A 25,590-nucleotide genomic window follows, 5' to 3' on the forward strand; every position below is an offset into this window, starting at 1 on the left:
GATGGCGCGGGCCTTCCTCATCGTCCTCGATTCCGTCGGCATCGGCGGAGCACCGGATGCCGCCGCCTATGGCGATGCCGGTTCCGACACGCTCGGCCATATCGCCGAGGCCTGTGCCGCGGGCCGCGGCGATCGCCCGGGCCTGCGCGAGGGCCCGCTCAACCTGCCAAACCTCACGAGCCTCGGGATCGGGCTCGCCGCCGCCGGCGCGACAGGCCGCATTCCGCCGGGGCTCGAACCGGTAGATGCAGTGCAGGGCGCCTACGGTCACGCCGTCGAGACGGCGGCCGGCAAGGATACGCCCTCGGGCCACTGGGAGATCGCCGGCCTGCCGATGCGCGAGCCGTGGGGCCACTTTCCCGACACGGTGCCCGCCTTCCCCGAAGCGCTGACGCGCGACCTCGTCGCGCGGAGCGGCATCCCGGGCATCCTCGGTGATTGCCACGCCTCGGGTATTCCGGTGATCGATCGGTTCGGGCCCGAGCACATGCGGACCGGGAAGCCGATCTGCTACACCTCCGCCGACAGCGTCTTCCAGATCGCGGCGCACGAGGAGACATTCGGGCTGGAGCGGCTCTACGATCTCTGCCGCGTCGCTCGCGACCTCTGCGATGCCTATCGCGTCGGCCGCGTCATCGCTCGGCCCTTCCTCGGCGATCCCGAGGCCGACTTCTATCGCACCGGAAACCGCAAGGATTTTTCGGTGGCGCCTCCCGGCGAGACCCTGCTCGACCTCGCGGCGGACCGCGTGGTCGTGAGCGTCGGCAAAATCGGCGACATCTTCGCCCACCGCGCCACGGGCCGGGAGGTCAAGGCGCCCGGCAACGCCGCCTGCCTCGATGCTGCGCTCACCGCCTTTCGCGACCTGCCCGAAGGTGGCCTCGTCTTCCTGAACCTCGTGGATTTCGACACGGAGCACGGCCACCGCCGCGACGTGCCGGGCTACGCCGCGGAACTCGAAGCCTTCGACGTCCGGGTGCCCGAGATCCAGGCGGCCCTGAAGTCCGGCGATCTCTGCGTGATCACGGCCGACCACGGCAACGACCCGACTTGGACGGGCACGGACCATACCCGCGAGCAGGTACCGGTCCTGGCCTTCGGTCCCGACATTCCGGCTGGATCAATCGGCCGGCGGGCGAGCTTCGCCGATATCGGCGCCACCGTGGCGCGCCATCTCGGCCTGCCGAAGTTGGCGCACGGCATTTCCTGGTGGTGAGGGCAGCAATGCGTGACGACGACGACAGGCCGCGCAAGGCTACGGCCCATGAGATCGGCCAGCGGCTCGACACCCTGTCGGTGGAAGATCTCGCCGAGCGCATCGCTCTGCTGCGGCAGGAGATCGAACGCCTGGAAGCCGCGCGTCAGGCCAAGGTCGCGGCGCTCGGCGCGGCGGATGCCTTCTTCAAGCGCTGAGGGCGTTCCTCAGAGTGTCTTGTCGAGCAGGCCCTCGATCCATTCGGGCTGAGTCTCGCCCACCGAGCGGCCGGTTTCGGTCGTGCCCTTAAAGGCGATCAAGGTGCTCTGCATCCGCGCGTCGAAGCGGCGCAGCAGGTCCTTCTGGCTATCGAAGTCGATGCCGTAGATCACGAGATCCTTGAAGCGCGGCTCGGCGGCCAATTTCGCGAGGATCGGCTTCTGTGCACGGCAGATCGGGCACCAGGGCGCCGAGACCGCCACCAGTATAGGTCGGCCGGCCCGCTGCGCCGCCTCGAACGACAGGGCCGAGAAGGGCTCGATCTCGCCGGCCTTTACAGGAACTGCGAACATCGGCGCGAGCGCGATGAGCGCGAGGAGATGGCGGCGGGTGGTCATGGCAGCGCTCCGGGCGTTTCCGGCGGCGGCAGCTCTTCAAGCCTGGCCCGCCTCGCGACGATACGCCGCCGGCCCTCGGAAGGTTACGTCACGTCGGCGCGAGGTTTGGGAGCGCGGAGAGCCCGCTCCTCCGCAACGAGCCCTTCGAGGTCGGCAGGCGTCACCGCATCTATGGTGCGGCGGATGCGTAGCGCGTGCGTCGGTTCGCCGACCCGCATGACGAGGACGATGGTCTCAAGATCCGGGCAGCCCGGATCTGGACAGGCAATCTCGTTGACGGTCACCGCATCCTCCGGATCGAGGGCGAGCGCCGCCGCGACATCCCGCTTGAGCTTGGCCGCGAGCGCCGCGCGCTCCGCCGAGCGGGCGCGCCACGCTTTCAGACTGACGAAGGCCATCGGATCACTCGCAGCCGACTCCGAGATGCCGAATGTAACTGTGTTGCAAAGCCGGAGCCATGCTTTTCACGCGGCGGTCACGTGTGCAAGCGCCCGGAAGCGTTGGACGATTCCTGGCAGTCCGGTCAGAGTCTGTTAATCAGGCAATGGTTCCGGGAGCTTGGCGTAGGGCCCTCGGGGCTTCGAGGAGTGGTCTTTGCGACACTGGCACGAGGGACCGGGCGACCGGCGCAGCTACCATCACGGGAACCTCAAGGAGGCCTTGATCGAAGCGGCGCGCCGATTCATCGCGGAACGCGGCATCGGTGGCTTCACTCTCGTGGATGCCGCCCGCCTCGTCGGTGTGACGCCGGCGGCCCTGTACCGGCATTTCCGAGGCCGAGAGGCGCTTCTCGAAGAACTCGCCAGCCGCGGCTTCGCTGAACTCGCCGAGCGCCTCGCCCGCGCCCTGACGTCTCGCGGCACAGCATTGGAGCGCTTCACCCGCATGGGCGAAGCCTATCTCGCCTTCGCCGAGGAAGAGCCGGGCTACTACGCCGCGATCTTCGAGACGCGCGGCGTGCATGTCGACATCGCGGCGGGGGGCGGCCGGCCGAGCCCCTTCGACCTTCTGGTGGAGGCCTTGCAGACCACCTTTCCCGATGGGTTCGGCGGTGTAGCCCCCCGCTTCATCGCCCTGGAGGTTTGGGCTCTGTCGCACGGGCTCGCGACGCTCGCGGCCGCCGGCCACCTGCCAAAGGGCCCAGGCATTCCCGACAAGTACGAGTTGCTGCGGGCGGGCGTGCTCGCGCTGGTGCATGGCGCGGGGAGCCGTCCGATTTCGTGAGGCCAGCCCTTGAAAGCCATGATCCGCCCACGCATGTTAACGGCGTTCACATGACATGCGGAGCGCACCCGTGAGCACATCGTCCAACCCCTGGGCTGCCGGCAGGGTCTGCCATTCCGGTCCCTTCCCGCGCCGTTCGATCGAGATCGGCGCCATCGTCCTGGCCTTCGTCTACTGGTGGCCCATCGGCCTAGCCCTGATCGCCTGGAAGGTCGCCGGCTATCCGGCCTTGTCCGAACTGCGCGATCTTGCGGAGCGGGCTCGCTCGGCCCGCGCACCCTCGCGCTTCGCCCAGGCCTTCGAGGCGGCCAACCGCCGCTCCACGGGCAACTGGGCCTTCGAGGAGTATCGCCGGAACGAGATCGATCGCCTGGAGGCGCAGCGCCGCGCCCTCGAGGAGGAGAGCCGCGCCTTCGCGGCCTTCGTCGATGAGCTGAAGCGGGCCAAGGACCGCGAGCAGTTCGACGCCTTCATGGCGAAGCGCCGTTCGGAAGGTGGTACCGGCCCCGCCAACGCCTGACCGACCGCCTAAACCGGTCGCAAGCTGTGCGTTCCGGGCTCCCCACTCTTCGGGTGGGGAGCCCTTTTTCATGCGCGTTCGCGTCCCGGTGCCGTTGCGCGCCGCCTCGGCCTTCGGCACACCATCTGCCGTTCGGGACGAGGGAGACGGCATGGCGGCTTCGGTGACGGTGGTGGACCACCCCCTGGTGCAGCACAAGTTGACCCTGATGCGTGACAAGGCGCGCTCGACCCAGGGCTTCCGCCGGCTGCTCAACGAGATCGGGATGCTGCTGGCCTATGAGGTCACCCGCGACCTGCCCCTCGAGCCCGTCACCATCGACACGCCTCTCGAGGAGATGGAGGGGCGCCAGATCCAGGGCAAGAAGCTCGTTCTCGCCCCGATCCTGCGGGCAGGAGTCGGTTTCCTCGACGGCATGCTCTCGCTGCTGCCCTCGGCCCGCGTCGCCCATGTCGGTCTCTACCGGGATCCCGAGACGCTGGAGGCCGTGGAGTACTATTTTAAGGCTCCCTCCGACCTCGCCGACCGCACGGTGCTGGTGCTCGACCCAATGCTCGCCACGGCGAACTCGGCGGTGGCCGCCCTGCAGCGCCTGAAGGAGCGCGGGGCGCACGACCTGCGCTTCGTCTGCCTGCTCGCGGCCCCCGAGGGCATCGCCCGCTTCCAGGCCGCGCATCCGGACGTGCCGATCTGGACGGCGGCGATCGACAGCCATCTCAACGACCACGGCTACATCGTGCCGGGCCTCGGGGATGCGGGCGACCGCATGTACGGCACGCGCTGACCCGACGGCCCTCTGCCCGGCCGCAACGACACCAACGAGGAGACGCCCATGCCCGCCACGTTGCCCGAGACCATGCGCCAGCTCCGCTACGCCAGCGCGGGCGGGCCCGATGTGATCGCCCTGGAGACGGCGCCCGTGCCGACGCCCGGCCCCGGCCAGGTGATGATCGAGGTGGTGGCCGCCGGCATCAACCGGCCTGACCTGATGCAGCGCCAGGGCAAGTACCCGCCGCCGAAGGGCGCGACCGACGTGCCGGGCCTGGAGGTCAGCGGCCGCATCGTCGCGCTCGGCGAGGGCGTGTCGGGTCATGCGCTCGGCGACGAGGTCTGCGCCCTGGTGATCAGCGGCGGTTATGCCGAGTACGCCCTGGCCGAGGCCGGACACTGTCTGCCGCGCCCGAAGCCGCTCTCGCTCGTCGAGGCCGGCGGCATCCCCGAGACCTTCTTCACCGTCTATTCCAATGTCATCCAGCGCGGGCGGCTCTCGGCCGGGGAGAGCTTCCTGGTGCATGGCGGGTCGAGCGGCATCGGTTCGACCGCGATCCAGATCGCAAAGGCGCAAGGGGCCCAGGTCTTCGCGACCGCGGGATCGGCGGAGAAGTGCAGCTTCTGCGAGGATCTCGGCGCGGATGCCGCGATCAACTACCGCGAGGCCGATTTCGCGGAGGAGATCCAGCGCCTCACTGCAGGCAAGGGCGTGGACGTGATCCTCGATATGATCGGCGCGAGCTACTTGCAGAAGAATCTCAGCTCGCTCGCCGTCGAGGGGCGTCTCGTGATGATTGCCCTCATGGGCGGCTACAAGGTCGACGGGCTCAACATCACGCCGGTGATGCTGAAGCGCCTGACCTTCACCGGCTCCACGCTGCGGCCGCGCGCCAAGGCCGACAAGACCGCGATCGCGGAAGGCCTGGCCCGCGACGTGTGGCCGAAGCTCGATGCCGGCACGATCAAGCCGGTAATCCACGCCACCTTCCCCTTCGAGGAGGCGCGCGAGGCCCACGAGCTGATGGAATCGAGCGCCCATCTCGGCAAGATCCTGCTGCTGACGGGGCGATAGGGGGCGACCTCGACAGGAACCCGGCCGAGCGGCGATGCGTTGGCCGGCCATGACGATCCGCATGCGCCGGCGAGCCGCTGTCGCTACAGACGAGGGTTCTTCATGGTCGAGAAGTTGAACAACGAGGAAGCGCGCCAGGGCGAGCGCGGCAAGCCGGTCCTGTGGGTCCTGCTCGCGAGCCTTGCCCTGCTGGTGATGGCGACCATCGGCCTGCTCACCTGGAACGGCGCCAATTCGCCGAAGGACTATGCCAGCCAGAGCCAGGATGCTTCCCGGCAGGAGGTGACCGGCTCGGTCACCGGCCAGTCGAACGCGCCATCCTCTGCCAATTCCGGCGGGACGCCGGCCGGCAATCCGGCCTATCCGGAGAAGTCGCAGCCGAGCGCCAATCCGAACGCGCCGAAGTAATCGCGCGATGCGGTAACGAAAACGGCCGGAGGCTCACCGCATCCGGCCGTTTTCGTGTAGTCAAGGCATGAGTTTCAGCGCGTGGGGACCGGTGTCGGACCGCGATAGTCGTAGAAGCCGCGCTTGGTCTTCCGTCCGAGCCAGCCGGCCTCGACGTATTTCACCAGCAACGGGCACGGACGATACTTCGAATCCGCCAGCCCATCGTAGAGCACCTGCATCACCGACAGGCAGGTGTCGAGGCCGATGAAGTCGGCGAGCTGGAGCGGGCCCATCGGGTGGTTCGCGCCGAGCCGCATGGCGGTGTCGATCGACTCGACCGAGCCCACGCCCTCGTAGAGCGTGTAGATCGCCTCGTTGATCATCGGCAGCAGGATGCGGTTGACGATGAAGGCCGGGAAATCCTCCGACATCGTCGAGGTCTTGCCGAGCTTGGCGATGAAGGCCTTGGAGGATTCGTAGGTCGCATCCTCGGTGGCGATGCCGCGGATCAGCTCGACGAGCTGCATCACCGGCACCGGGTTCATGAAATGGATGCCGATGAAGCGCTCCGGCCGATCGGTGGCGGCGGCGAGACGCGTGATCGAGATCGACGAGGTGTTGGTGGCGACGAGCGTCTCCGGACGCAGCGAGCTGCACAGGGCCGTGAAGATCTCGCGCTTCGTCGCCTCGTTCTCGGTGGCCGCCTCGATGATCAGGTCGCAACCGCCGAGATCGGCGAAGGTCCGGGCCGGAACGATGCGATTGCGAGCCTCGCGGCTCGCCGCCTCGTCCATCGAACCCTTGGACACGAGCTTGGCGAGGCTCGCGTCGATGACGTCCAAGCCCGCCTCGATGCGCGCCGCCTCGCGATCGTTCAGATGGACGTCCAGGCCGGCGGCCGCGCAGACTTGCGCGATCCCGCTGCCCATCTGTCCGGCGCCGATGATGCCGACACGAGTGATGTCGATAGCCATGTCTCGATCCGAGCCCCATCGTCGGCCGCCGGGCCGGCGGCCGACCTGTCCAGAGCGGCCGGCGGAGAACCGTCGGCCGCTCATGGCGCTTTCGAAACCTTCTAGCTCGCGTTTGCGAACCGAAGAACCCCCTCCGCGCCCGTTGGCAGCGTGTTCCTGCCCGCGTGTCGCTCAGCCCTTGGCTTTGGCGATCTCGCTCTGAAGCTCCGGCACGACCTGGAACAGGTCTCCGACCAAGCCGTAATCTGCCACCTGGAAGATCGGCGCGTCCTCGTCCTTGTTGATCGCGACGATCACCTTGGAGTCCTTCATGCCGGCCAGATGCTGAATGGCGCCTGAGATGCCGACCGCCACGTAGAGATCGGGCGCCACCACCTTGCCGGTCTGGCCGACCTGCCAGTCGTTCGGCGCGTAGCCCGCATCCACCGCCGCGCGCGAGGCGCCGACCGCGGCACCGAGCGCGTCGGCCAGCGGCTCGATCAGCTCCTTGAACTTCTCCGCCGAGCCGAGCGAGCGGCCGCCGGAGACGATGAACTTGGCCGATGCCAGCTCCGGACGGTCGGACTTGGCGATCTCCTCGCCTTTGAAGGTCGAGCCGCCGGCCGCGGGAGCCGCCGCCGACACCGCCTCGACGGAGGCCGCCGCACCGCCCTCGCCCGTCGCCTTGAAGGCGGCGGTGCGCACGGTGATCACCGTCTTCGGGCCCGGCGCCTGCACGGTCTGGATGGCGTTGCCGGCATAGATCGGCCGCTCGAAGGTATCGGGCGAGACCACCTTGATGATGTCCGAGACCTGGGCCACGTCGAGGAGCGCGGCTGCGCGCGGCAGCACGTTCTTGCCCGTGGTGGTGGCTGCCGCCACGATCGCCGAATACGGCTCCGCGATCGCCGCGATCAGGGCGCCCACCGGCTCGGCGAGGTCGTGATCGTAGACCGCGTCCTCGGCGTTCAGCACCGTCTCGACGCCGTCGAGCTTGGCAGCGGCCTCGGCGGCGGCCTTGGAGTTGGAGCCGAGCACCAGGGCGTGGACCGGGGCGCCGAGCTCCTTGGCGGCGGTGAGGGCCTTGAGCGAGCCGTCTTTGACCTGCCCGTTGGCGTGCTCGATGTAAAGCAGAGTTGTCATGCGATGATCCTGACGATGCGCGGCGCCGTAAGGCAGCCCTGTGACCGGAGCGGGTTGGCCCTGAGGCGGCCCCGTGGGCCGCCTCGAAGGAACCTCAGAGCACGCCGGCCTCGACCTTGAGCTTCTGGACCAGCTCGGCGGCCGAGCCGACCTTGATGCCGGCGGAGCGGCCCGGCGGCTCGGCGGTCTTCAGGACCTTCAGCTTCGGGGTGACGTCGACGCCGAGGGCGTCGGGGGCCACCTCCTCCAGCGGCTTCTTCTTGGCCTTCATGATGTTGGGGAGCGAGGCGTAGCGCGGCTCGTTGAGGCGCAGGTCCGTGGTGACGATGGCCGGGAGCTGCAGGCTCACGGTCTGCAGGCCGCCATCGACCTCGCGGGTGACGTCCAGGCTGCCCTCGCCCGCCTCGATCCTGAAGGCGAAGGTGCCCTGCGGCCAGCCGAGCAGCGCGCCGAGCATCTGGCCGGTCTGGTTGGAATCGTCGTCGATGGCCTGCTTGCCGAGGATGACGAGCTGCGGGCTCTCCTTCTCGACCACCGCCTTGAGGAGCTTGGCCACCGCCAGCGGCTCGCAATTCACGTCGGTCTTCACCAGGATCGCGCGGTCGGCGCCCATGGCGAGCGCGGTGCGGAGCGTCTCCTGCGCCTGCTGAGGGCCGATCGAGACGGCCACGATCTCCGTGACCTTGCCCTTCTCCTTGAGACGGATCGCCTCCTCGACGGCGATCTCGTCGAAGGGATTCATCGACATCTTGACGTTGGCGAGCTCGACGCCCGAACCGTCGGCCTTGACGCGGATCTTGACGTTGTAGTCGACAACCCGCTTCACGGGCACCAGGACCTTCATGGGGCCTCTTTCCTCCGCACGGACTCTTCTCGAAGGGGCAGCGTCAGGCGTGCGTCATCCGCACGGACGCGCGCCCGCTCTCACAGGGCGCGGACCGTAACGGCCACATTTCCGCCTTGTCAACGCGCCGGATCCCGCCGCCTTTCGAAAAGCGTTTCTGGCGCGGCCAAGGTATTCTTGAGGTCGAATTTCGGGGACGCGGTATGGCCCCGCGCGGCCGGAGCCGGCGCTCACGCGGACGCGTCGCCTCAGCGATTCTGCCCGGGCACCCAGAGCACGTCATCGGCCCCGTTGGCATTGGCGGCGCGGCTCGCCACGAACAGGAAATCCGACAGCCGGTTGAGATATTGCAGCGCCTCCGCCGAGACCGTCTCGCTGGCGGCGAGCTCGACGGCGAGGCGCTCGGCCCGGCGGCTCACCGTGCGGGCGAGGTGGAGATAGGCGGCGGCCGGCGTTCCGCCGGGCAGCACGAAGGACTTGATCGGCGGGATCGCCGCGTTGAGCGCGTCGATATCGGTCTCGAGCCGGGTGACCTGGCTCGCGACGACGCGCAGGGGCTCGTAGGGCAGCGGCTCCGCGCTCGGCGGCGTGGCGAGGTCGGCGCCGAGATCGAACAGGTCGTTCTGGATCCGGCCGAGCATCGCATCGAGCTCGCCCGTGGTGTGCAGCCGGGCGAGGCCGATCGCCGCGTTGGCCTCGTCCACGGTGCCGTAGGCCTCGACGCGCAGGTCCGCCTTCGAGCGGCGCTGGCCGTCGGCGAGCGCGGTCGTGCCCTTGTCGCCGGTGCGGGTGTAGATCCGGTTGAGCTTGACCAAGGCGTTCCTCGAGCGGCGCAGAAGGCTCTCATACCAGACTGTGATGAACGCGACTCATCGCAGCCTGCCCGCGCGGCGGCGGCCGTCCGCCGGGCGCGTTGATCCCGACCCTTGGTCGCGATCAACGCACTTTGGTACAAGCCATTGTCTCGGCGCGCTCTCCTGCGCCGAGGAGGCGGAGCGCGTGCTCTATCAATGAGTTAGAGACGGATTCGCCGATCAGGTCGAAGCGACCTGATCGGATCCGGCTCTAGAACGTGTAGCCGATCTTGCCGCCGTAATTCGTCAGGCCGCGGTTGTTCGCGCACAGGCCGGCATTCGACATGTGCTCGACGGTGGCCATGATGCTCCAATGCTCGCTGATGCGGAAGCCGAGGGCGGCCGCCTCGCGGAAGAGCGGGCTGCAGCCGAGCGTGTTGAAGCCGTAGGGCGCGCCGATCTTCGGGCCGGTATAGCCGTTATGGGCCGCGCCGCCGAAGAAGCCTTCGAGGAAGACGCGCCGGTTGAAGGTCTCGGGGAAGAGATCCACCGTCCAGGTCGCGCCGATATAGACGTAGCTGGTGCGGCCGCCGGTGTTGTAGCTGCCGCCCACGGTCGGACGCGGGACGAAGGCCTGCCAGAACGGATCGGCGCTCACGATCGGCTTGGCGAACAGGATCTCGCCGTTGAAGTTCTCCTTGGCGAAGCCCCGAGCCTTGCCCTCGGCGCTGCCCGGATCCTGGATCGCGCCGCCGACGCGCAGCTCGGAGACGATGCTGAGCGGCTGCACGGGCGCGGCATAGACCGGAGGGGACGGCGGCGGCGCGCCGAGATCCGCGGCCAGGACGGGCGTGACCGTGGCGAGCGCTGCGGCGCCGGTGAGGAGGCTACGGATCTTGGGCATGCTTTACGCGTCCGGTTGAGCCGGCCATGCTTAGCACGCCGCGGTTGCGCTCACGCCAGGTCAGGGGGCCAATTCATCCGCCGGGCGATGGAATGCGCCGGAGTGCGGCGCTCCGGTCACACCGGCTCCGCGCGGCCTCATACGGTCTCCGGTTGAGCAGATCGGCCATCGCGGATCCCCTCTCCCCGCTTGCGGGGAGAGGGCTCAGCCGACATCGTCGTCGGCTGAGCGAGGCGGCAGCCGAGGGTGAGGGGGCGCCGCAGGCACAGTCTCTTCCGGAATCGCCCCCTCACCACCGCTCCAGCTTCGCCTCCGCTTCCCACAGGGACGACAAGGTCCCTGTGGGCCTCTCCCTGCAAGCGGGGCGAGGGGGGCGCGTGTGCCGGCCGAAGCAATCACCCGGAAATGGTATCATACCAATTTCCAATCGATGGAAGCGGTTAGCGCCGGGCTTCTCCTCCCCCTTGCGGGGAGGAGCCGGAGGGTGGCTCAGGATGGAGCGTCACGGTGCCTTCTGCACCACCCCCAACCCCTGCCCTCTCCCCCCAAGGCGAGGGGAAGCCCGATCCCTGCAAACGCGCTCGAATCGCCCCTAGAGCCGATCCCGATCGCTTTGCAATCGGGATCGGCTTCAAGTCATTGTTTTGACGCGCTCTCTTTCGCCGAACCGGCATCCACTTCGGCGGAGAGCGCTCCTAAGCGGTGCGCCACCAGACCACGCCCATGATGATCAGGATGGCGACGAACTGCAGCAGCACGCGCAGGCGCATCAGCTTCTGCGAGAGGTTCGCGCTGCCGCCCCGCAGCATGTTGACGAGGCCGAGCAGCAGGACCACCGCGACGGCGAGGCAGGCGACGAGGACGAGGGAGTTTCCGGACATCTGGGGTGCGTTCTGTGGGGTCCTGAGCCGAGGCTCGTGTCAGTTGCGGCGCAGGAGCCGCTCGAAATAGTCCAGCTCCTCGCGCGGACGGGTCGGGTCGCCGAGCTTGCGCCGCAGCTCCTCCATGATCCGCCGTGCCCGCTGCACCGCCGATTCGTCGGCGCCCGGCACCTTCACGCGCCCGTCCGACATGTCCCGCCCGCGGGTGGGGCGGCCGAGCGGGTCGTCGTCGCGGGCGCCCGCCTGGCCCTGCTGGCCGGGCTGCTGGCCCTCGGGCTGCTCGCCCTGGCCCTCGCCCTCGGCCATCTGCTGCATCTGCTGCTGCATGCCCTCGGCACCGCGCTTCAGCCCGTCGAGGGCGCGGCCCTGCGCGTCCACGGCGTCGCCCTCGCGGCCCTGGCGCAGGGCGCCCTCGGCCTCGCGCATGGCCTCCTCGGCATCGGCGAGGCCCTCCTCGCCCTTCATGCCGTTCTCCTTCATGCGCCGCTGAAGGTCCTCCAGGCGCTGGCGCAGGGCCTGCTGGCGCTCGCCGACGCCGCCCTGCCCCTGCCCCTGCCCCTGCTGCTGCTGGCCGCGCTGCCCCTCGCGGCCCTGCTGGCCCCGGCCGCCCTGTTGGCCCTGGCTCCCCTGCTGCCCGGGCTGCTGGCCCTGCTCGGCCCCCTTCTGCCCGCGGTTCGAGGGGCGCTGGCCGCGCTGGCCCTGCTCGGCGTTGCGCCGGTCCTGGCCCTCCTTGAAGGTCTCGTCGCGCAGGCCCTGCTGCTCGCGCGACATCTGGTCGAGCTCCTGCATCTGCTTGCGCATCTCGCGGGCGGTGGGATCGGACTTGCCGCCCTGCTCCGCCGTCTGGAGGTTCTCCAGGATGTTGCGGAGCTGATCCATCAGGCGCTGGGCCTCGGCCGTGTCGCCGCGCTTCATCGCCTCGGCCATGTCCTGGAGCATCTTGTCGAGATCCTCCGGGGTCACGCTCTTCGACTGGCCGTTGCGCTCGCTCTGCTGTTGCTGCTGGCGCGGCTCGCGGCCCTGGCGCTCGGCCATCTCCTTCAGGAACTTGTCGAGCGCCTGCTTGAGGTCCTGCGTCAGGCGCTTGATCTCGTCGTCGGGCGCGTTGCGCTCGATCGCCTCCTTGAGGCGATCCTGCGCCTGGCGAAGCTGCTTCTCGGCGTCGGAGAGATCGCCGTCCTCGATCTTGAGGGCCATCTCCCAAAGGAGCTCGGCCACCTCGGTGAGGTCGGCATCCGTCTCGGCGCGGCGCAGGCGGCGGCCCGCCGTCTTCAGCCCGAGGAAGACGCTCGGCTGCGGCGTGAAGGTCTCGGGCGCGATCAGCAGGGCGTCGAGGGCGGTCTGCACGCGGCGGCGGCTGTCGTCCGGCGCCGTCATCAGGCGGCGGCGCTCCTCCGCGAGCGAGCGGGCGAGCGGATCGCGGAACGGGCGCGCCGGCAGCACCATCTCCACCGGCACGGAGCGGGCCTCCTGGCCGGCCTCGTCCTTCACGATGAGGCTGAAGCGCACCTTCGCCCCCGACCAGGGATTGTCGGTGAGGTCGACCAGCGTCTTGGCATCGCTCTCGCCGCTCGCGTCGGGCGGCAAGGCGAGGCTGATCCGCGGCGGCGGGACGAGGCTGCGCGCCGGCTTCAGCGGCTCGACGAGGCCCTCGGCCGAGGCGAGGCCGTAATCGTCGCGGGCGCGGTAGGTCAGGTTGAAGGTGCCGCGCCCGTTCGTCTCCGGCAGGCCGACGCTGCGGATCTCGGGCGGCAGGTCGGGGATGGTCTCGACGGTGAGGCGCCGCGTGCCGGCGGGCGTCGCCACGGTGAGGTCCGCGCGCGGGCCGACGATCTGGAAGCGCTCCTCGCGCAGGTCCGGGCGGCCCTCCTTGCCGGGCTCCGCCCGCAAGCCGGCATTGGGCGTCAGCGCCGTCTGCGCGGCGCCGCTGTTCTCGCCCGCGATGCGCACGACGAGGCGCGAATTCACCGGCGCGCGCAGGCGCTGCTCCGGCTCGGACAGGGTGACGAGGAGCGGCGGCGCGCGGGTGTAGAGCGGCGGATCGATCCAGCCGTCGATGCGGTAGTTCGGGCCGGGGGCCGGCGGGTGCCGCCAGTCGAAGGCGCTGCCGATCCGCTCGCGCCACTCGGTGCCGGCGACGAACAGGCTCGCCACGGCGGTGACGACGAGGGCCGCGCGCAGGGCGAAGGGATCGTGCCGCGGCATCGCCGGGCGCGGCAGGCCGACGCGCAGGCGGGCGACCGCCTCGGCGGCCCGGCGCTGGTGCAGGGCCCAGAGGGCGCGGGTGGCGGGATCCGCCAAGCCGACGGCGAGCTGGTCCTCCGCCGCCGAGGCCGGCCCGTGCCGCAGGGCGGGGTCGCGCGCGGCGGCGTCGCGGTCGAGGCGGGCCAGGGCCTCGCGCCGGTCCGGCCGGGCGAGGCGCAGAAGCGGCAGCAGCACGGCGACGAGGGCGAGGGCGAAGGCGGCGACGCCCGCCATGCGCCATTCCGGGCCGACCTCCAGCCAGAGGCCGAGCCAGGAGGCCGCCGCGAAGAGCAGGACCAGCCCGATTCCGCGCCAGAGCAGCGGCCAGGCCCGCTCCCACAGCCCGGCCGCGCGCGCCTGCGCCACCAGCCGGTCGAGCCGCGCCGTCACCGCGGATCCCGCCGTTCGGGCGGAATGGGAGGGTTCGCTGTCCACGCCGTCGTCGTCCCGCTCCGAACCGAATGGCGCTAGGCCTGTGCCGCCGAAGAAGGCGGCCCGTCAGGCTAGCATGGTGGCCGGCACGGGCCAGCGGGTCAAATCCGCTCAGGGCGGAAGCACGACGGGCTCCCTCTCCCGAGCGGGAGAGGGCTGGGGTGAGGGATGAGAATTTTTCGGAGTAATCGCGTCGGTCCGCGATGGGCCTCTCCTCCCCCTTGCGGGGAGGAGCCGGAGGTGGGGGTGGAGCAGGAGGCACCGCTACGCCTTATCCTGAGCCACCCCCACCCCGAACCCCTCCCCGCAAGGGGGAGGGGAAACGCGCCCTCTCTTTACGATCTTGATGTGGGCGTAAGGCAGGCCTCTCCGCCCGACCAACTCACGCGTGCGAGGCGATGAAGTTGCGCACCTGCGGGTAGATCTGCGTCTCCCAGCGCTTGCCCGAGAACACGCCGTAATGGCCGACGCCGGCCTGCAGGTGGTGGCTCTTCATGTGCGGGGCGAGACCCGTGCAGAGGTCGTGCGCCGCCATGGTCTGGCCGACCGAGCAGATGTCGTCGCGCTCGCCCTCGACGGTCATCAGGGCCGTGCGCCGGATCGCCCGCGTGTCGATCGGCTCGCCGCGATGGGTGAGCTCGTTCTTGGCGAGCGTGTAGTCCTGGAACACGGTCTTCACGGTCTCGATGTAGAATTCCGCCGCGAGGTCGAGGACGGCGAAATACTCGTCGTAGAAGTTCTCGATCACGGCGGCCTTCTCGGTCTCGCCGTGGGCCATGTGCCAGAACAGGTCCGCGTGGCCCTGCATGTGGCGCTTCATGTTCATCGACATGAAGGCCGAGACCTGCACGAAGCCGGGATAGACCCGGCGCCCCGCGCCCTTGTGCCGCCGGGGCACGGTGGCGAGGAGGTTGCGCTCGAACCACGCGATCGGCTTCGAGGTGGCGAGCTCGTTGACCCCCGTCGGGTTGACGCGGCAATCCACCGGCCCCGCCATCAGCGTGAGGCTGCGCGGCGCGGCCGGGTCCTTGGTCTGCGCCATCAGGGCGGAGGCGGCGAGCGCCTGCACCGCCGGCTGGCAGACCGCCAGCATGTGCGCCCCCTCCCCGATCACGCCCATGAACTGGACGAGATGGTCGACATAGTCGTCGAAGCCGAAGCGGCCGGCCGCGAGCGGCACGTCGCGGGCATTGTGCCAGTCGGTGACGTAGACGTCGTGGTCCGGCAGCAGGGCGCGCACGGTGCCGCGCAGCAGCGTGGCGAAATGGCCCGAGAGCGGGGCCACCACCAGCAGCTTCGGCTGCGGCGTGTCGATGTCCTTGCGGAAGCGCAGCAGCGTGCCGAAGGGCGTGGCGAAGACCGGCTCCTCGGTGACCGGCACCTCGCGGTTGCCGACCGTGACGAGGCCGATATTGAAGCTCGGGCGGGCGAAGGTCAGCCCGGCGCGCATCATCATGCGGGCGCCGGCCGACATCCAGGTCAGCGGCTCGCCGAGCGCCGTCCAGGGCGCGACCGCATCGTTGATCAGCCGGCCCCAGGCGCGGGTGTGATCCGCAAGGTCGGCCTGGGCCTGGAACGCGTCGTACATCATGGGACGGTCCGTCGCGTGAGGCCGTCGCGCCGGACCGGCGGACAGAGTTGCTGGGGACGGCGCGAACGCCGCTGTCGGCTGCATCAACATGGTCGGGGCAGGTTAGTTCGACGACTCCGCACCGCAACTGCAAAAAATTAGAAACACCGTTGATTGTGGCTTTCGCGCACCGGACTTTTGGGGGGTGTGCGATGGCACGGAACCTCCGGAAGACGAGGCGGGACGGGGGGATCGACCTCCCATCATGCGGCCCGGCTTCGAGAAATTTCTCGGTCCCGATCCCGGTGTGGATCGCGCGCAACGATACCGTGGATTCGAAATCGGCTTGGCCACAGGATTTCGCGGCTTGGCGGGCCGGGCGAATCGAATTCAATCCCGGGTTGAAATCGCGCCGCCAGCTCGCGTCTGGGGACATTTCCCTTCATGGCCGGCGCCATGCCGCGCGCGCGCTTGCCTCGGGGCGGGGGCGCATGCTCAATCCGCGCCGATGATCGACGGCGCCGCCACCGCCCCGCAGCAGACGAAGCGCTACGCCGCCAAGCGGGAGGCGATCCTCGATGCCGCCGTGGGCCATTTCAACGCGCGCGGCATCCGCGGCACCTCGCTGAACGACGTGGCCGGCAGCGTCGGACTCGTGACGAACAGCATCCCCTATTATTACCGCCGCAAGGAGGACCTCGCGGCGGCCTGCTACCTGCGCACGCTGCAATGGCACCAGGGCCTGCTCGACCGGGTCGAGCCCCTGGCCGACCCGCAGGCGCGGCTCCGCGCCTTCCTCGACGCCTATTTCGCCGACCTCGCCGCCATCGGCACGAGCGGGCACCGGCCCCAGGTCCGGCTCACCGACCTGCGCGCCCTGCCGAGCCCGCAGAGCGAGGCGGTGTTCACCGCCTACAACGACCTGTTCCGCCGCGCCCGCGGGCTGTTCGTGCCGGAGGAGGCGGTGCCGGGGCTCGACCGGGCGGGGCGCAGCGCCCGCGCCCATCTCGTGCTCTCGATCATCCACACGGCGCGGGCCTGGATCGACCGCTACGAGCCGCAGGATTTCGGCCGCGTCGGCACGCGCGTCGCCGACCTGCTGGTGCGCGGCCTCGCCGGGCCCGGAAGCCGCTGGGCCGAGGCCGAGCCGCCGCTCGCCGAGATCCGCACCGGGCCGACCGAGCCGTTCCTGCGGGCGGCGACCGCCCTCATCAACGAGGAGGGCTATCGCGGCGCCTCGGTGGAGAAGATCTCGGCCCGGCTCAGCGTCACCAAGGGCTCGTTCTACCACCACAACGACAACAAGGACGACCTCGTCGCGAGCTGCTTCGCGCGCACCTTCGACATCCTGCGCCGGGAGCAGGACGCGGCGGAGGCTCGCGGCGGCAGCGGCTGGGCGCGGCTCACCGGCTGCGCCCGCGCGCTGGTGCGCCACCAGTTCTCCGAGACCGGCCCGCTGCTCCGCTGCGCCGCCCTCGGCGCGCTGCCGGATGCCCTGCGCGCCGAGGTGCCCTCGACCCTCGGCCGCCTGTGGGAGCGCCTCGCCTTCCCGATCGGCGACGGCGTCGCGGACGGCTCGATCCGGCCGGTCGATTCCTCGATCGCCGCCCAGGTGGTGAGCAGCATGATCGACTCGGCCTCCGACCTCGACCGCTGGTGCCCGGGCGTCGAGACCGGGCGCGCGGCGGAGCTTCTCGCCCGGCCGCTCTTCCTCGGAATCTTCTCAGAGGCCTAGAGCATTTTCCGCAGGACTGGTTGCCGGTTCTGCGAAAGAAAGTGCTTTATCATCAATCAGATAGAGCATCTTCCGTGATCCAGTGATCACGGAAGATGTTCCAGGCTACCGCTCCGTCAGCTTCATCTCGATGCGGCGGTTGCGGGCATAGGCGTCCTCGCTCGTGCCCGCGTCGAGGGGCTGGAACTCGCCGAAGGCGCCGGCGAGGAGGTGCTGGGGCGGGATGCCCTTGCCGACCAGATACTGCACCACCGCGATGGCGCGCGCCGCCGAGAGCGCCCAGTTCGAGGGGAATTGCGCGCTCGCGATCGGGCGCGCATCGGTATGCCCGTCCACGCGCAGCACCCAGGGCAGGTCCGAGGGGATCTGCTTGGCGAGCTCGTTGACGGCGGCGGCGATGCGGTCGAGCTCCGGCCCGGCCTCGGGCTTCAGCGCGGCCGAGCCGCCCGGGAACAGCACCTCGGATTGCAGCACGAAGCGGTCGCCGACGACGCGGATGTCGGAGCGCGAGCCCAGGATCTGGCGCAGGCGCCCGAAGAAGTCCGAGCGGTAGCGGGCGAGTTCCTGCACCTTCTGGGCGAGCGCAACGTTCAGGCGGCTGCCGAGATCGGCGATGCGCGCCTGCGATTCGCGGTCGCGCTGCTCCGAGGCCGAGAGCGCGTCCTCCAGGGCGGCGAGCTGTCGCCGCATGGCGGCGATCTGCTCGTTGAGGAGGTCGACCTGGCTCAGCGCCCGCTTGGTGGCGCCGCGCTCGGCCTGGAGCTGGCGGTCGAGCTCGCTCGCCTGGCCCTGCTGGGCGGCGCTGCCCGCGGCCTCGGCCCGGATCCGGTCGCGCTCGGTCTCGATGGCGGTGAGCGAGGAGCGCAGGGAATCGATGGTCGCCGACTCCGTGCGGCGGTTCGAGCGCTCCAGGGCGAGGAGGTCGGTGAGGTCGGCGATCTGGCGGTTCAGCCGCGCCAGCACCGTGTCGCGCCCCGACAGTTCCTGCGACAGGAAGAACTGGCCGACCACGAAGACCGTCATCAGGAAGACGACGGCGAGCAGAAGCGTCGCCAGGGCGTCGACATAGCCCGGCCAGACGTTGAGCCCGCGCTCGCGCCGGGCCGCCCGCGAGGCCATCTCAGACCCGCTCCCGGCCGAGCCGGTCCAGCGCCTGTTTCAGCTCGCGCTCGCGGCTCGCCTGCGCCTCGACCCAGTCGCGGATCATCTGCTGCTCGGCCCGCATGTGCTGGACGAGGCCCTGGATGCCCTCCGCGAGGTTGGCCATCGCCTGGGTGGCGGCGCGCCCGTTCGCGCCGTCCGCGATCACCGCGGTGAGGCGGTCCACCGCCTCCTGCAATTCCCGGGCGGAGGCGGGCGACCCCGCAGCGACCGGGCCGGGCACGCCGGATTCCTTGCCGGAGACCAGCCAATCCTCCAGCTCGTTGTGAAAGCGGGCATGGGCCTGGCCGGCCTGAAGGTCGAGGAAGCCGACCACGAGGGAGCTGGCGAGGCCGAAAAGCGAGGCCGAGAAGGCGAGGCCGATGCCGGAGAGCGGCACGGCGAGCCCGCTCTTCAATTCGTCGAACATCACCGCCGCGTCGCCGCCGCCACGCATGGACCGGATCACCGAGCCCACCGCCGAGAGCGTGTCGATCAGGCCCCAGAAGGTGCCGAGCAGGCCGAGCAGGATGAGGATGCCGGCGATGTAGCGCAGGATGTCGCGGCCCTCGTCGAGCCGCGCGGCCACCGTGTCGAGGAAGGCGCGGGTGCCGGGCAGGGTCGCCCCCGCCGCCCGCGCCTCGATCGCCGGGGCGAGCGGTCGCAGCAGGCTCGGCGCGCCCTTGGCCGCCTCGCCGGTGGCGGCCGCGTTCACATAAGCCACCTCGCGGTACAGCCGGATCACCTGCCCGAAGGCGATCAGCACGGCGATGAGCAGCACGCCGAGGATCAGGCCGTTGAGGCCGGGATTGGCCAGGAAGGCCGGCGTGATCTGCTTGAACAGGAGGAAGGCCAGGAACCCGACCAGGACGAGGAACACCAGCATCCGGACGAGGAAGATGCCGGGCTTGCCCACCGGTCTCGTGCGGGGCGGGGACGCGGGCGGGGCGGCCATCGGTCGCGACTCACTGACTGGCGTGGCGTTCCGCGGGACGGACAGACCCGAGAAGGGCCTGCCGCGGCGGTTCCGGCGGCACTGTGGCGGCAGGCTCGGCCCCGATCAAGTCGCGCGCTCTACGCGCGGCGGGATGGCGGGGGAGTCCCACGGCCGTGGTCGTGGGAGCGCGCACCGCTATGGGTTCGGAGCCGATCAGCATCGCCGTGTGAGGGACAGCAAAGGGTGGGGAGCGGCTATCAGACCGACGTCCGGGTGATCCCTTCGGGATGGCGGATGTCGCCTTCGCTCAGGCGCCGCGCGGTCTCAGGTCCGTGGGGCGGTCGGGTCGGCGCTGATCCTCGGCGAGCAAACACTCCTGACTATGGAGAGGTCGGCGTCCCGACCGGATTGCATGCGCTCTAGCGACGCCGGCTGTGTCACCCGCCGGCCGACCCGACGCCGCGGCTTCGCTCCCTCGGAGCCTGAGCTTTGGAAGCGGTAGTAGCCAAGCGTTCTAGCAGACTCGTCGGCTGAGCCGGGATCAAATCCACCTGTAGAGAAGTCGTTATTTCTTGGTGTGCATGCAAAGACCGAAGTTCTTCCGAATATGAACTCATGAATAGGATCGTTCTGCGGAACAGCGCAACAGAATTGAGTCTGCGCGCGGCGCCCAAAAAATGTCGAAGGTTGCATCGCGACTCACGGTTCTATCCCGCCTTGATCACGACGGCACTGATGTAGGCGCTTTCGGCCAAGATTGACGACACGAAAGGCTCTGACGAAAGTCCGGTATTCTAGAGCCGTTCCCAATCTCGGTGCAATCGGGAACGGCTCTAAGCTCTTGTTTTGACGCGCTCTCTTGCGCCGAACCGGTATCCACTTCGGCGGAGAGCGCTCCAACTGAGAGTGGCCTCCGTTCTCAGTCCGGCACAGCCTCATTCCGCAACGCGATCAAGGCGCGGGAGCAATCAAAGCCTCGGCAGCCATGACTGAGGCCGAGCGCCGAGGCCATCGCGGCAGTACGGGTAGGATCTGGTGAACGGGACGCAGAGCGCTGCCGAGCCATGGCCGGGCCGGATCGAGGTAGCGATGGCTCAGCGTCGTCCTGAATTGGAACCACTGCCCAGCTTGGCCATTAAAGAATGGTCAAGTTTCTCTGGAGGCCGTCATGGGTGGAGAGTTTCTGGGCTTCGGCCTCGCGGCACTAACCTTCGCGGCCTTCGCCTTCTACGGCGCCGCTAGGGCATAGCGCCTACCGCCGACCAAAGCCGCCGGGCTTCGAGTCGAGTTCGATCGCCCTCATGGCGTTCTCGAACGCCTTGGCCTCGGTCAGGAACGGCCGATCGGACCGCTCCGTCAGTTTGCCGTGCTTGCGCAGAGCCCAGCCGAACTGGCCCTCGGGCTTCTTCAGCGGCTCGATGGTGATCGTGTAGGGGTGCGGGACATCGGTCGACATAGCTGCCGTATTGCACGTCGACGACGCGGCCGCCATCCTCGCGACTCCTCTCTCTGCATCTGGCCTCAGATAGGCCAAAGACGTCGTTCGGATGGTTAATTCGGCAGCAGAAACCGCCGTCTTGCGATATCCGGATCGAGGATTGTTATAACGTACGCTGTCAACGGCGTGTATTCAAACCGTCCAGGCTCGATTTCGGTAAGATCCGGAATTTCGATAGTTGATATTAGCGGTCCAAATTTTAAGACAGTCGGACCAAATGTTCTTATATTTTCTTCAGTTCCAGTATACGTTATCCTGCACCCAGGCATAGCAACGCGCAGAATTTCCTCGACTTCGTTTGGGTTGCTGTGGATATGATTTTCAAAGATAGGACTGCTCCGAACAGCGATATTTCCTACGGTTCGTGGGCCAAGTTCTTTTGTCAGAAGTCGTGGACCGCCAAATTTTCTATTCGCAAATTCCGGGTTGGGTGCAACATCGATAAAATTAAGATAATCAGTTTCGTGATCGCCATAGATATTTATTTTGAGCCCGAACGGCAGCGGATTGATTGGAGTGCCTCGATGTCCGCCTGACTCCAGGGGAAAGCACGCGGTATGATTATGCTCGGGCGGACCTTCTATTGTCATCCAGACATAGGGATTATCCGGAATTTTCTCGAACTCCACCATGTCGGCATCAAGCCGATCGATTGTCATTTGTCCGACTATGTTGTCTGGAGCCCTCTGATAGCTCGTATTGATAATGTTTCGAGGCGGCCCTTTGTATCTCAGGATTGCGTTGGCGGTCGATGGGCCGTAAAGTTTGCTTGATATTTCGGAGGCACTGATCACTCCCGCACCGAGCTTCACGAGAGCGCCCTGAATGAGGCTTACGTGATCACCACGAGTGCCCGGCATGACATGGGCCGACGGCGTTGTTAGGCATTTTTGTAATTTATCATCGTCCCTGAACTGGGCGGAGACCAGGCGATTGCGAGAGAGTCGGACCGTCATCAGCACCACTCCGTTGGTCGACACGGACGCAAGTTCTGAACATCGCAACTGAACAGTACGTAGCACGACAGTGCAGCTCCTGCCACGACGATATGAGAGATGCGTGCCTCGCGGATGGCCGTTCAATTTTGAGCGCTCGAAGCTCTTGTGATGGCCTTGCATGATCGAAAGCCACCGCAGAACAACGCACCACGATCACAACAAACCACAACAGCGAACGGCCACGAACAAATAGCGCGGCCGCAAGCGGAGGATCCGCCACGACAAACATCGCTGCCGCGAGCGGTGGCGCATCGCGGCCACCCGCAACCGCCTCAAGGACTTCCGCCGCATCGCCACCCGCCACGACAAGCTGGCGCGCAACGACGCCTCAGCCGTTGCCCTCGCCGCCGTCATCGCCTTCTGGTGCTGATCGAGCCCAAACCCTAGCGCTACCTGGGCACGTTGAGGAGCGCTGGGCATTCTGATCCTGCGGTGGCACTGCAGACGGCAATCGGATCCCCAGCCGAACGGAGAGGACGAGGACCTTTTGCCTGGATCGCGACTTACTTGCGGATGAGCGATTCAGCAGACCAGTCGGCGCCCTACGCCCTTGTCGACGACGACGATGGCTTCATCCGCATGGATGCCATGGACATCCTGCAGGAGGCCGGTTTCCGGACCTTCGAGGCCAGCGACGGCGACGAGGCCATGGTGCTGCTCGCCGAGCGGCATGCACTGATCGTGTTGCTGTTCACGGACGTGCAGATGCCGGGCTCGCGCAACGGCTTCGCGGTTGCCCGAGAGACGGCCAGGCAATGGCCGCACATCGCCATCGTGGTCGCCTCCGGGCTGGCCCACCCGGAGCCCGGAGACATGCCGGAGCGTGCGCGCTTCATCGGCAAACCCTTCACCGCGAGCATGGTGCACGACCATCTCAAGGAGATCCTCCCCGACGGTCGCAAACCGGAGCCGCTGCGCGACTAGCCCGCGGCGACGCGGACCGCGCAATACGAGGACCGCACGACGGCTGGAGCCGCGCCCGATCGCGTCGCGGCGGGGCACGGCTGCAGGCCTTTGTCTTGACGTGCTCTCTTGCGCCGAACCGGCCTCCACTTCGGCTTAAGAGCGCTCTAGGCCGGCATCCGACCGTCCGGCGTGTATCGGTCGACGGCCTGTGGAAGCTCCCGCGACAGGCGGGACAGGAGTTCCTCGCGGGACAGCCCCGTGCGCTGTGTCAGGGTCGTGAGGACGTCGGGCCCGATGGCCTGCTCCAGATGCTGGGGCGGCAGTTCCTGGTTCGGTCCCTGGTTGACCCAGGACTGCGCGGCCGCCCCGTGACCGGCTTGCTGAAAGCGCTCCAGCATCTCACCCAGGCCGCTGTTCAGGAAGCCGCCGGGGGCCGAGCCCTGCTGGTTGCCCAGCAGCCCTCCAAGAAGGCCGCCCAGCCCGCCGCCGGAACCGTCGGGCGTCGCACCCGGGGGCGCTGGCGCGGGAGCGGATCGGCTCGCGCCACCGAGCAGTTCCGCGAGCTTATCCCTGTTCTGGTAGCCGGCCAGGGCGAGAAGGCCCAGGAGCGCCGTCATCGAGGGGTAGCCATCACTCATGGTTCGTCTCCGGCTGGGGACGGCGGGGTCCTGCCCATCCGCCTCTGGGTTCGACCCATGCAAACGCGCAGGGGTGCCGATCCGATGCAACCGGGGCGCGCCCATCCGTCCCCGGGATCAGCCGCGCTTGGTCATGGTCATGGATATGGCTTCGCAGGGCCATGCCGCGCTTCTTGCCGGCCTTCCCACGACCGCAGGGTCAATGCCCCCATCGCGAACCGCGGTCCGCGATCTCACCGCTTGGCCCTGCCTATCGGCGGTCATGCCGGGATGATTGTCGTGGCCCACGCGGCGGCATGATCCGGATGCCCGTGGCGGATGCCCTCCCAGCCGAGCCACCCCGCGTACAGGCCGAACAGCACGATCTGCCCGGTGGCGACGCGTCGCCGGGAACCGGCCACGGGCAGCGATTGCCGGCTCAGATCTGGACCTGACCGCCGTCGGCGAAGAGCTCGACGCCGTTGACGAAGCTAGCCTCGTCGGAGGCCAGGAACAGCACAGCCCTGGCGATCTCCTCCGGCTGGCCGACGCGCCCGGCCGGGATCAGGCCGGCGAGGTAGTCCCTGGTTCCCGCCGCTTGGTCGCCGCCGCCGAACAGCTCGTTGAGGCCGGGGGTCTCGGTGACGCCGGGGCTGATCGTGTTCACGCGGATGCGGCGGTCCTTGAGGTCGAGGATCCAGTTCCGGGCGAAGTTGCGCACCGCCGCCTTGGTGGCCGAGTAGACGCTGAAGGCGGGCGTGCCCGAACTGCCGGTGGTCGATCCGGTCAGCACGATCGCGGCTCCGTCGCGCAGCAGGGGCAGCGCCTTCTGGACGGTGAACAGCACCCCCTTCACGTTCGTGTCGAAGGTCTGCTGATAGTGCTCCTCGGTGATGGCGCCGAGCGGTGCGAACGCGCCGCCGCCGGCGTTGGCGAAGACGACATCGATCTGCGCATGCTTCTGCTGGACCGCGTCGTAGAGCCGGTCGATGTCGGCGAGCTTCGCCATGTCGCCGCGCACGCCGGTGATCCGGCCGCCGATCCGCCGCACCGCCGCGTCGAGCGCATCCTGCCGACGGCCGGTGATGAACACCGAGGCGCCTTCAGCCGCGAACGCCTCGGCGGTGGCGAGGCCGATACCGCTGGTGCCGCCGGTCACCACCACCACCTTGTCCTGAAACCTGCTGGGCATCGTCATTCTCCATCATTCGGCTGCGTGTGCGCCGCTGCCGGGAGACATGCCGCCGGAACGATGATGCGAGTAGTCTGCAGATGTGGCACGTAGCGTTCTGTTGAAGGAACGATGATGCGAGCCGATCTGAACGACTACGTGTACTTCGCCGCGGTCGTCGCCCATGGCGGCTTCGCCGCCGCCGGTCGGGCGCTGCGTGAACCCAAATCGAAGCTCAGCCGGCGGATCGCGGGGCTGGAATTGCGCCTGGGCGTACGCCTGATCGAGCGATCGAGCCGGCGCTTCCGCGTCACCGAGGTCGGGCAGAGCTTCTACGAGCGCTGCCGGGCGATGATGATGGAAGCCGAGCGCGCCGAGGCGCTCGTGGCGGAGGCGCAGGCCGAGCCGCACGGGCTGATCCGCATGAGCTGCCCGACCGGCCTGCTGGAGGTGGTGACACCGGCCGTGTCCGCCTTCCTCGCCCGATATCCGAAGGTCCGGCTTCAGCTCACCGCCAGCGATAAGCCCGTGGACCTGATCGAGGAGCGCATCGACGTGGCCCTGCGGGTCAGGCTTGAACTCACCAGCGACGCCTCTCTAACCATGCGCTCGCTCGGGCAGTCGCGCTGGATCTTGGTGGCAAGCCCGCCGGTCGCGAGCCGCCTCGGGACCGACATCACCGCCCTCGGCGCCCTCCCGACGCTCGGCACGAGCGACGACCCGGGCGAGGCGGTCTGGCGACTTATGCGGGAGGACGGGACCACCCACACGCTGCGCCACGAGCCCCGCCTGACCTGCAGCGACTTCGCCACGCTCTGCGAAGCGGCAGCCGAGGGGCTCGGCATCGCGTACCTGCCCGACCATGCCTGCGCCGGCCATATCGCCGCGGGCCAGCTCGTCCACATCTTGCGGGACTGGCGCAGTCAGGCCGGAATCGTCCACATCGTCTTCACCACCCGGCGCGGGCTGCCGCCGGCGGTACGCGCCCTGATCGACCACTTGGCGGCAGCGTTCCCAAAATTGTGAGGCGGAGG

Annotated in this window: 26 protein-coding genes and 1 pseudogene; 11 read left to right on the plus strand and 16 right to left on the minus strand. The window is 68.5% G+C overall.

Going from position 1 to position 25,590, the window contains the following annotated elements:
- Position 1 precedes the first annotated feature (1 nt).
- Both MTDSW087_RS00210 and MTDSW087_RS00215 read left to right on the plus strand, forming a co-directional pair.
- The gene (locus MTDSW087_RS00210) at positions 2 to 1,216 is read left to right on the plus strand and encodes a phosphopentomutase (protein ID WP_144758503.1); all 1,215 of its coding nucleotides are present in this window, start codon (positions 2 to 4) and stop codon (positions 1,214 to 1,216) included.
- An 8-nt stretch (positions 1,217 to 1,224) separates the two neighbouring features.
- A complete protein-coding gene (locus MTDSW087_RS00215) occupies positions 1,225 to 1,413 on the plus strand; it encodes a DUF1192 domain-containing protein (RefSeq protein ID WP_144758506.1) in 189 nt (62 codons plus the stop codon).
- 9 nt (positions 1,414 to 1,422) lie between these two features.
- Here MTDSW087_RS00215 and MTDSW087_RS00220 read toward each other — a convergent pair whose 3' ends face one another.
- Positions 1,423 to 1,812, minus strand: coding sequence for a thioredoxin family protein (locus MTDSW087_RS00220; RefSeq protein WP_144758509.1), 390 nt, complete (start codon positions 1,810 to 1,812; stop codon positions 1,423 to 1,425).
- A gap of 83 nt (positions 1,813 to 1,895) precedes the next feature.
- The gene (locus tag MTDSW087_RS00225) at positions 1,896 to 2,210 is read right to left on the minus strand and encodes a hypothetical protein (RefSeq protein ID WP_144758512.1); all 315 of its coding nucleotides are present in this window, start codon (positions 2,208 to 2,210) and stop codon (positions 1,896 to 1,898) included.
- Positions 2,211 to 2,406: 196 nt separating this feature from the next.
- On the opposite strand from MTDSW087_RS00225, the gene MTDSW087_RS00230 reads away from it, so the two are divergent.
- The 5 genes from MTDSW087_RS00230 (at position 2,407) to MTDSW087_RS00250 (ending at position 5,807) form a co-directional block, all read left to right on the plus strand.
- Positions 2,407 to 3,036 (plus strand): TetR/AcrR family transcriptional regulator, encoded by a 630-nt coding sequence (locus tag MTDSW087_RS00230; RefSeq protein WP_144758515.1) that lies wholly within the window; start codon positions 2,407 to 2,409, stop codon positions 3,034 to 3,036.
- A gap of 70 nt (positions 3,037 to 3,106) precedes the next feature.
- Complete coding sequence (locus MTDSW087_RS00235) at positions 3,107 to 3,556, plus strand: DUF2852 domain-containing protein (RefSeq protein WP_144758518.1); 450 nt, start codon at positions 3,107 to 3,109, stop codon at positions 3,554 to 3,556.
- Positions 3,557 to 3,707: 151 nt separating this feature from the next.
- Positions 3,708 to 4,340, plus strand: a complete 633-nt coding sequence (upp, locus tag MTDSW087_RS00240) for a uracil phosphoribosyltransferase (RefSeq protein WP_144759463.1) — start codon at positions 3,708 to 3,710, stop codon at positions 4,338 to 4,340.
- Between the two features lie 48 nt (positions 4,341 to 4,388).
- Positions 4,389 to 5,399 (plus strand): NAD(P)H-quinone oxidoreductase, encoded by a 1,011-nt coding sequence (locus MTDSW087_RS00245; RefSeq protein ID WP_144758521.1) that lies wholly within the window; start codon positions 4,389 to 4,391, stop codon positions 5,397 to 5,399.
- Positions 5,400 to 5,501: 102 nt separating this feature from the next.
- Positions 5,502 to 5,807, plus strand: a complete 306-nt coding sequence (locus MTDSW087_RS00250; protein WP_144758524.1) for a hypothetical protein — start codon at positions 5,502 to 5,504, stop codon at positions 5,805 to 5,807.
- Positions 5,808 to 5,881: 74 nt separating this feature from the next.
- On the opposite strand, the gene MTDSW087_RS00255 is transcribed toward MTDSW087_RS00250, so the two are convergent.
- From MTDSW087_RS00255 to MTDSW087_RS00295, 8 genes are all read right to left on the minus strand, one after another.
- Entirely contained in the window at positions 5,882 to 6,763 is an 882-nt protein-coding gene (locus tag MTDSW087_RS00255) for a 3-hydroxybutyryl-CoA dehydrogenase (RefSeq protein WP_144758527.1), read from the minus strand.
- A 171-nt stretch (positions 6,764 to 6,934) separates the two neighbouring features.
- Positions 6,935 to 7,885, minus strand: a complete 951-nt coding sequence (locus MTDSW087_RS00260) for an electron transfer flavoprotein subunit alpha/FixB family protein (RefSeq protein WP_144758530.1) — start codon at positions 7,883 to 7,885, stop codon at positions 6,935 to 6,937.
- A gap of 94 nt (positions 7,886 to 7,979) precedes the next feature.
- Positions 7,980 to 8,729, minus strand: coding sequence for an electron transfer flavoprotein subunit beta/FixA family protein (locus MTDSW087_RS00265; RefSeq protein WP_144758533.1), 750 nt, complete (start codon positions 8,727 to 8,729; stop codon positions 7,980 to 7,982).
- A gap of 248 nt (positions 8,730 to 8,977) precedes the next feature.
- Positions 8,978 to 9,544: a cob(I)yrinic acid a,c-diamide adenosyltransferase gene (locus MTDSW087_RS00270; RefSeq protein WP_144758536.1), complete on the minus strand. Its 567-nt coding sequence runs from the start codon at positions 9,542 to 9,544 to the stop codon at positions 8,978 to 8,980.
- Between the two features lie 250 nt (positions 9,545 to 9,794).
- Positions 9,795 to 10,427: an acyloxyacyl hydrolase gene (locus MTDSW087_RS00275; RefSeq protein WP_144758539.1), complete on the minus strand. Its 633-nt coding sequence runs from the start codon at positions 10,425 to 10,427 to the stop codon at positions 9,795 to 9,797.
- Positions 10,428 to 11,122: 695 nt separating this feature from the next.
- The gene (locus MTDSW087_RS00285; protein ID WP_144758542.1) at positions 11,123 to 11,308 is read right to left on the minus strand and encodes a twin transmembrane helix small protein; all 186 of its coding nucleotides are present in this window, start codon (positions 11,306 to 11,308) and stop codon (positions 11,123 to 11,125) included.
- A 39-nt stretch (positions 11,309 to 11,347) separates the two neighbouring features.
- Complete coding sequence (locus MTDSW087_RS00290) at positions 11,348 to 13,942, minus strand: TIGR02302 family protein (protein ID WP_306421707.1); 2,595 nt, start codon at positions 13,940 to 13,942, stop codon at positions 11,348 to 11,350.
- Between the two features lie 424 nt (positions 13,943 to 14,366).
- Positions 14,367 to 15,575, minus strand: a complete 1,209-nt coding sequence (locus tag MTDSW087_RS00295; protein ID WP_144758548.1) for a polyhydroxyalkanoate depolymerase — start codon at positions 15,573 to 15,575, stop codon at positions 14,367 to 14,369.
- A 487-nt stretch (positions 15,576 to 16,062) separates the two neighbouring features.
- On the opposite strand from MTDSW087_RS00295, the gene MTDSW087_RS00300 reads away from it, so the two are divergent.
- Positions 16,063 to 17,289: a TetR/AcrR family transcriptional regulator gene (locus tag MTDSW087_RS00300; protein WP_144758551.1), complete on the plus strand. Its 1,227-nt coding sequence runs from the start codon at positions 16,063 to 16,065 to the stop codon at positions 17,287 to 17,289.
- Positions 17,290 to 17,394: 105 nt separating this feature from the next.
- Here MTDSW087_RS00300 and MTDSW087_RS00305 read toward each other — a convergent pair whose 3' ends face one another.
- The 4 genes from MTDSW087_RS00305 to MTDSW087_RS00320 form a co-directional block, all read right to left on the minus strand.
- The gene (locus MTDSW087_RS00305; RefSeq protein WP_144758554.1) at positions 17,395 to 18,408 is read right to left on the minus strand and encodes a peptidoglycan -binding protein; all 1,014 of its coding nucleotides are present in this window, start codon (positions 18,406 to 18,408) and stop codon (positions 17,395 to 17,397) included.
- Position 18,409: 1 nt separating this feature from the next.
- Positions 18,410 to 19,384 carry a MotA/TolQ/ExbB proton channel family protein gene (locus tag MTDSW087_RS00310; RefSeq protein WP_144758557.1) on the minus strand — a complete coding sequence of 325 codons (975 nt, stop codon included), beginning with the start codon at positions 19,382 to 19,384 and terminating at the stop codon, positions 18,410 to 18,412.
- A gap of 1,234 nt (positions 19,385 to 20,618) precedes the next feature.
- The gene (locus MTDSW087_RS00315) at positions 20,619 to 20,858 is read right to left on the minus strand and encodes a hypothetical protein (protein WP_373322007.1); all 240 of its coding nucleotides are present in this window, start codon (positions 20,856 to 20,858) and stop codon (positions 20,619 to 20,621) included.
- A gap of 59 nt (positions 20,859 to 20,917) precedes the next feature.
- Positions 20,918 to 21,820, minus strand: a complete 903-nt coding sequence (locus MTDSW087_RS00320; RefSeq protein ID WP_144758560.1) for a hypothetical protein — start codon at positions 21,818 to 21,820, stop codon at positions 20,918 to 20,920.
- Positions 21,821 to 22,055: 235 nt separating this feature from the next.
- Between MTDSW087_RS00320 and MTDSW087_RS00325 the strand changes: the two are divergent.
- Positions 22,056 to 22,232: pseudogene (locus MTDSW087_RS00325) on the plus strand (IS5/IS1182 family transposase); the annotation flags it as partial.
- A gap of 143 nt (positions 22,233 to 22,375) precedes the next feature.
- Positions 22,376 to 22,786: a response regulator gene (locus MTDSW087_RS00330; protein WP_144759468.1), complete on the plus strand. Its 411-nt coding sequence runs from the start codon at positions 22,376 to 22,378 to the stop codon at positions 22,784 to 22,786.
- 146 nt (positions 22,787 to 22,932) lie between these two features.
- On the opposite strand, the gene MTDSW087_RS00335 is transcribed toward MTDSW087_RS00330, so the two are convergent.
- Both MTDSW087_RS00335 and MTDSW087_RS00340 read right to left on the minus strand, forming a co-directional pair.
- Positions 22,933 to 23,406 (minus strand): YidB family protein, encoded by a 474-nt coding sequence (locus tag MTDSW087_RS00335; protein WP_144758562.1) that lies wholly within the window; start codon positions 23,404 to 23,406, stop codon positions 22,933 to 22,935.
- Between the two features lie 418 nt (positions 23,407 to 23,824).
- Positions 23,825 to 24,577 carry an SDR family NAD(P)-dependent oxidoreductase gene (locus MTDSW087_RS00340; protein ID WP_144758565.1) on the minus strand — a complete coding sequence of 251 codons (753 nt, stop codon included), beginning with the start codon at positions 24,575 to 24,577 and terminating at the stop codon, positions 23,825 to 23,827.
- 111 nt (positions 24,578 to 24,688) lie between these two features.
- Between MTDSW087_RS00340 and MTDSW087_RS00345 the strand changes: the two genes are divergently transcribed.
- Positions 24,689 to 25,582, plus strand: a complete 894-nt coding sequence (locus MTDSW087_RS00345) for a LysR substrate-binding domain-containing protein (RefSeq protein WP_144758568.1) — start codon at positions 24,689 to 24,691, stop codon at positions 25,580 to 25,582.
- The last annotated feature ends 8 nt before the right edge of the window (positions 25,583 to 25,590 follow it).

This window comes from Methylobacterium dankookense, from assembly GCF_902141855.1.
In the GTDB taxonomy this organism is placed as follows: Bacteria; Pseudomonadota; Alphaproteobacteria; order Rhizobiales; family Beijerinckiaceae; genus Methylobacterium; species Methylobacterium dankookense.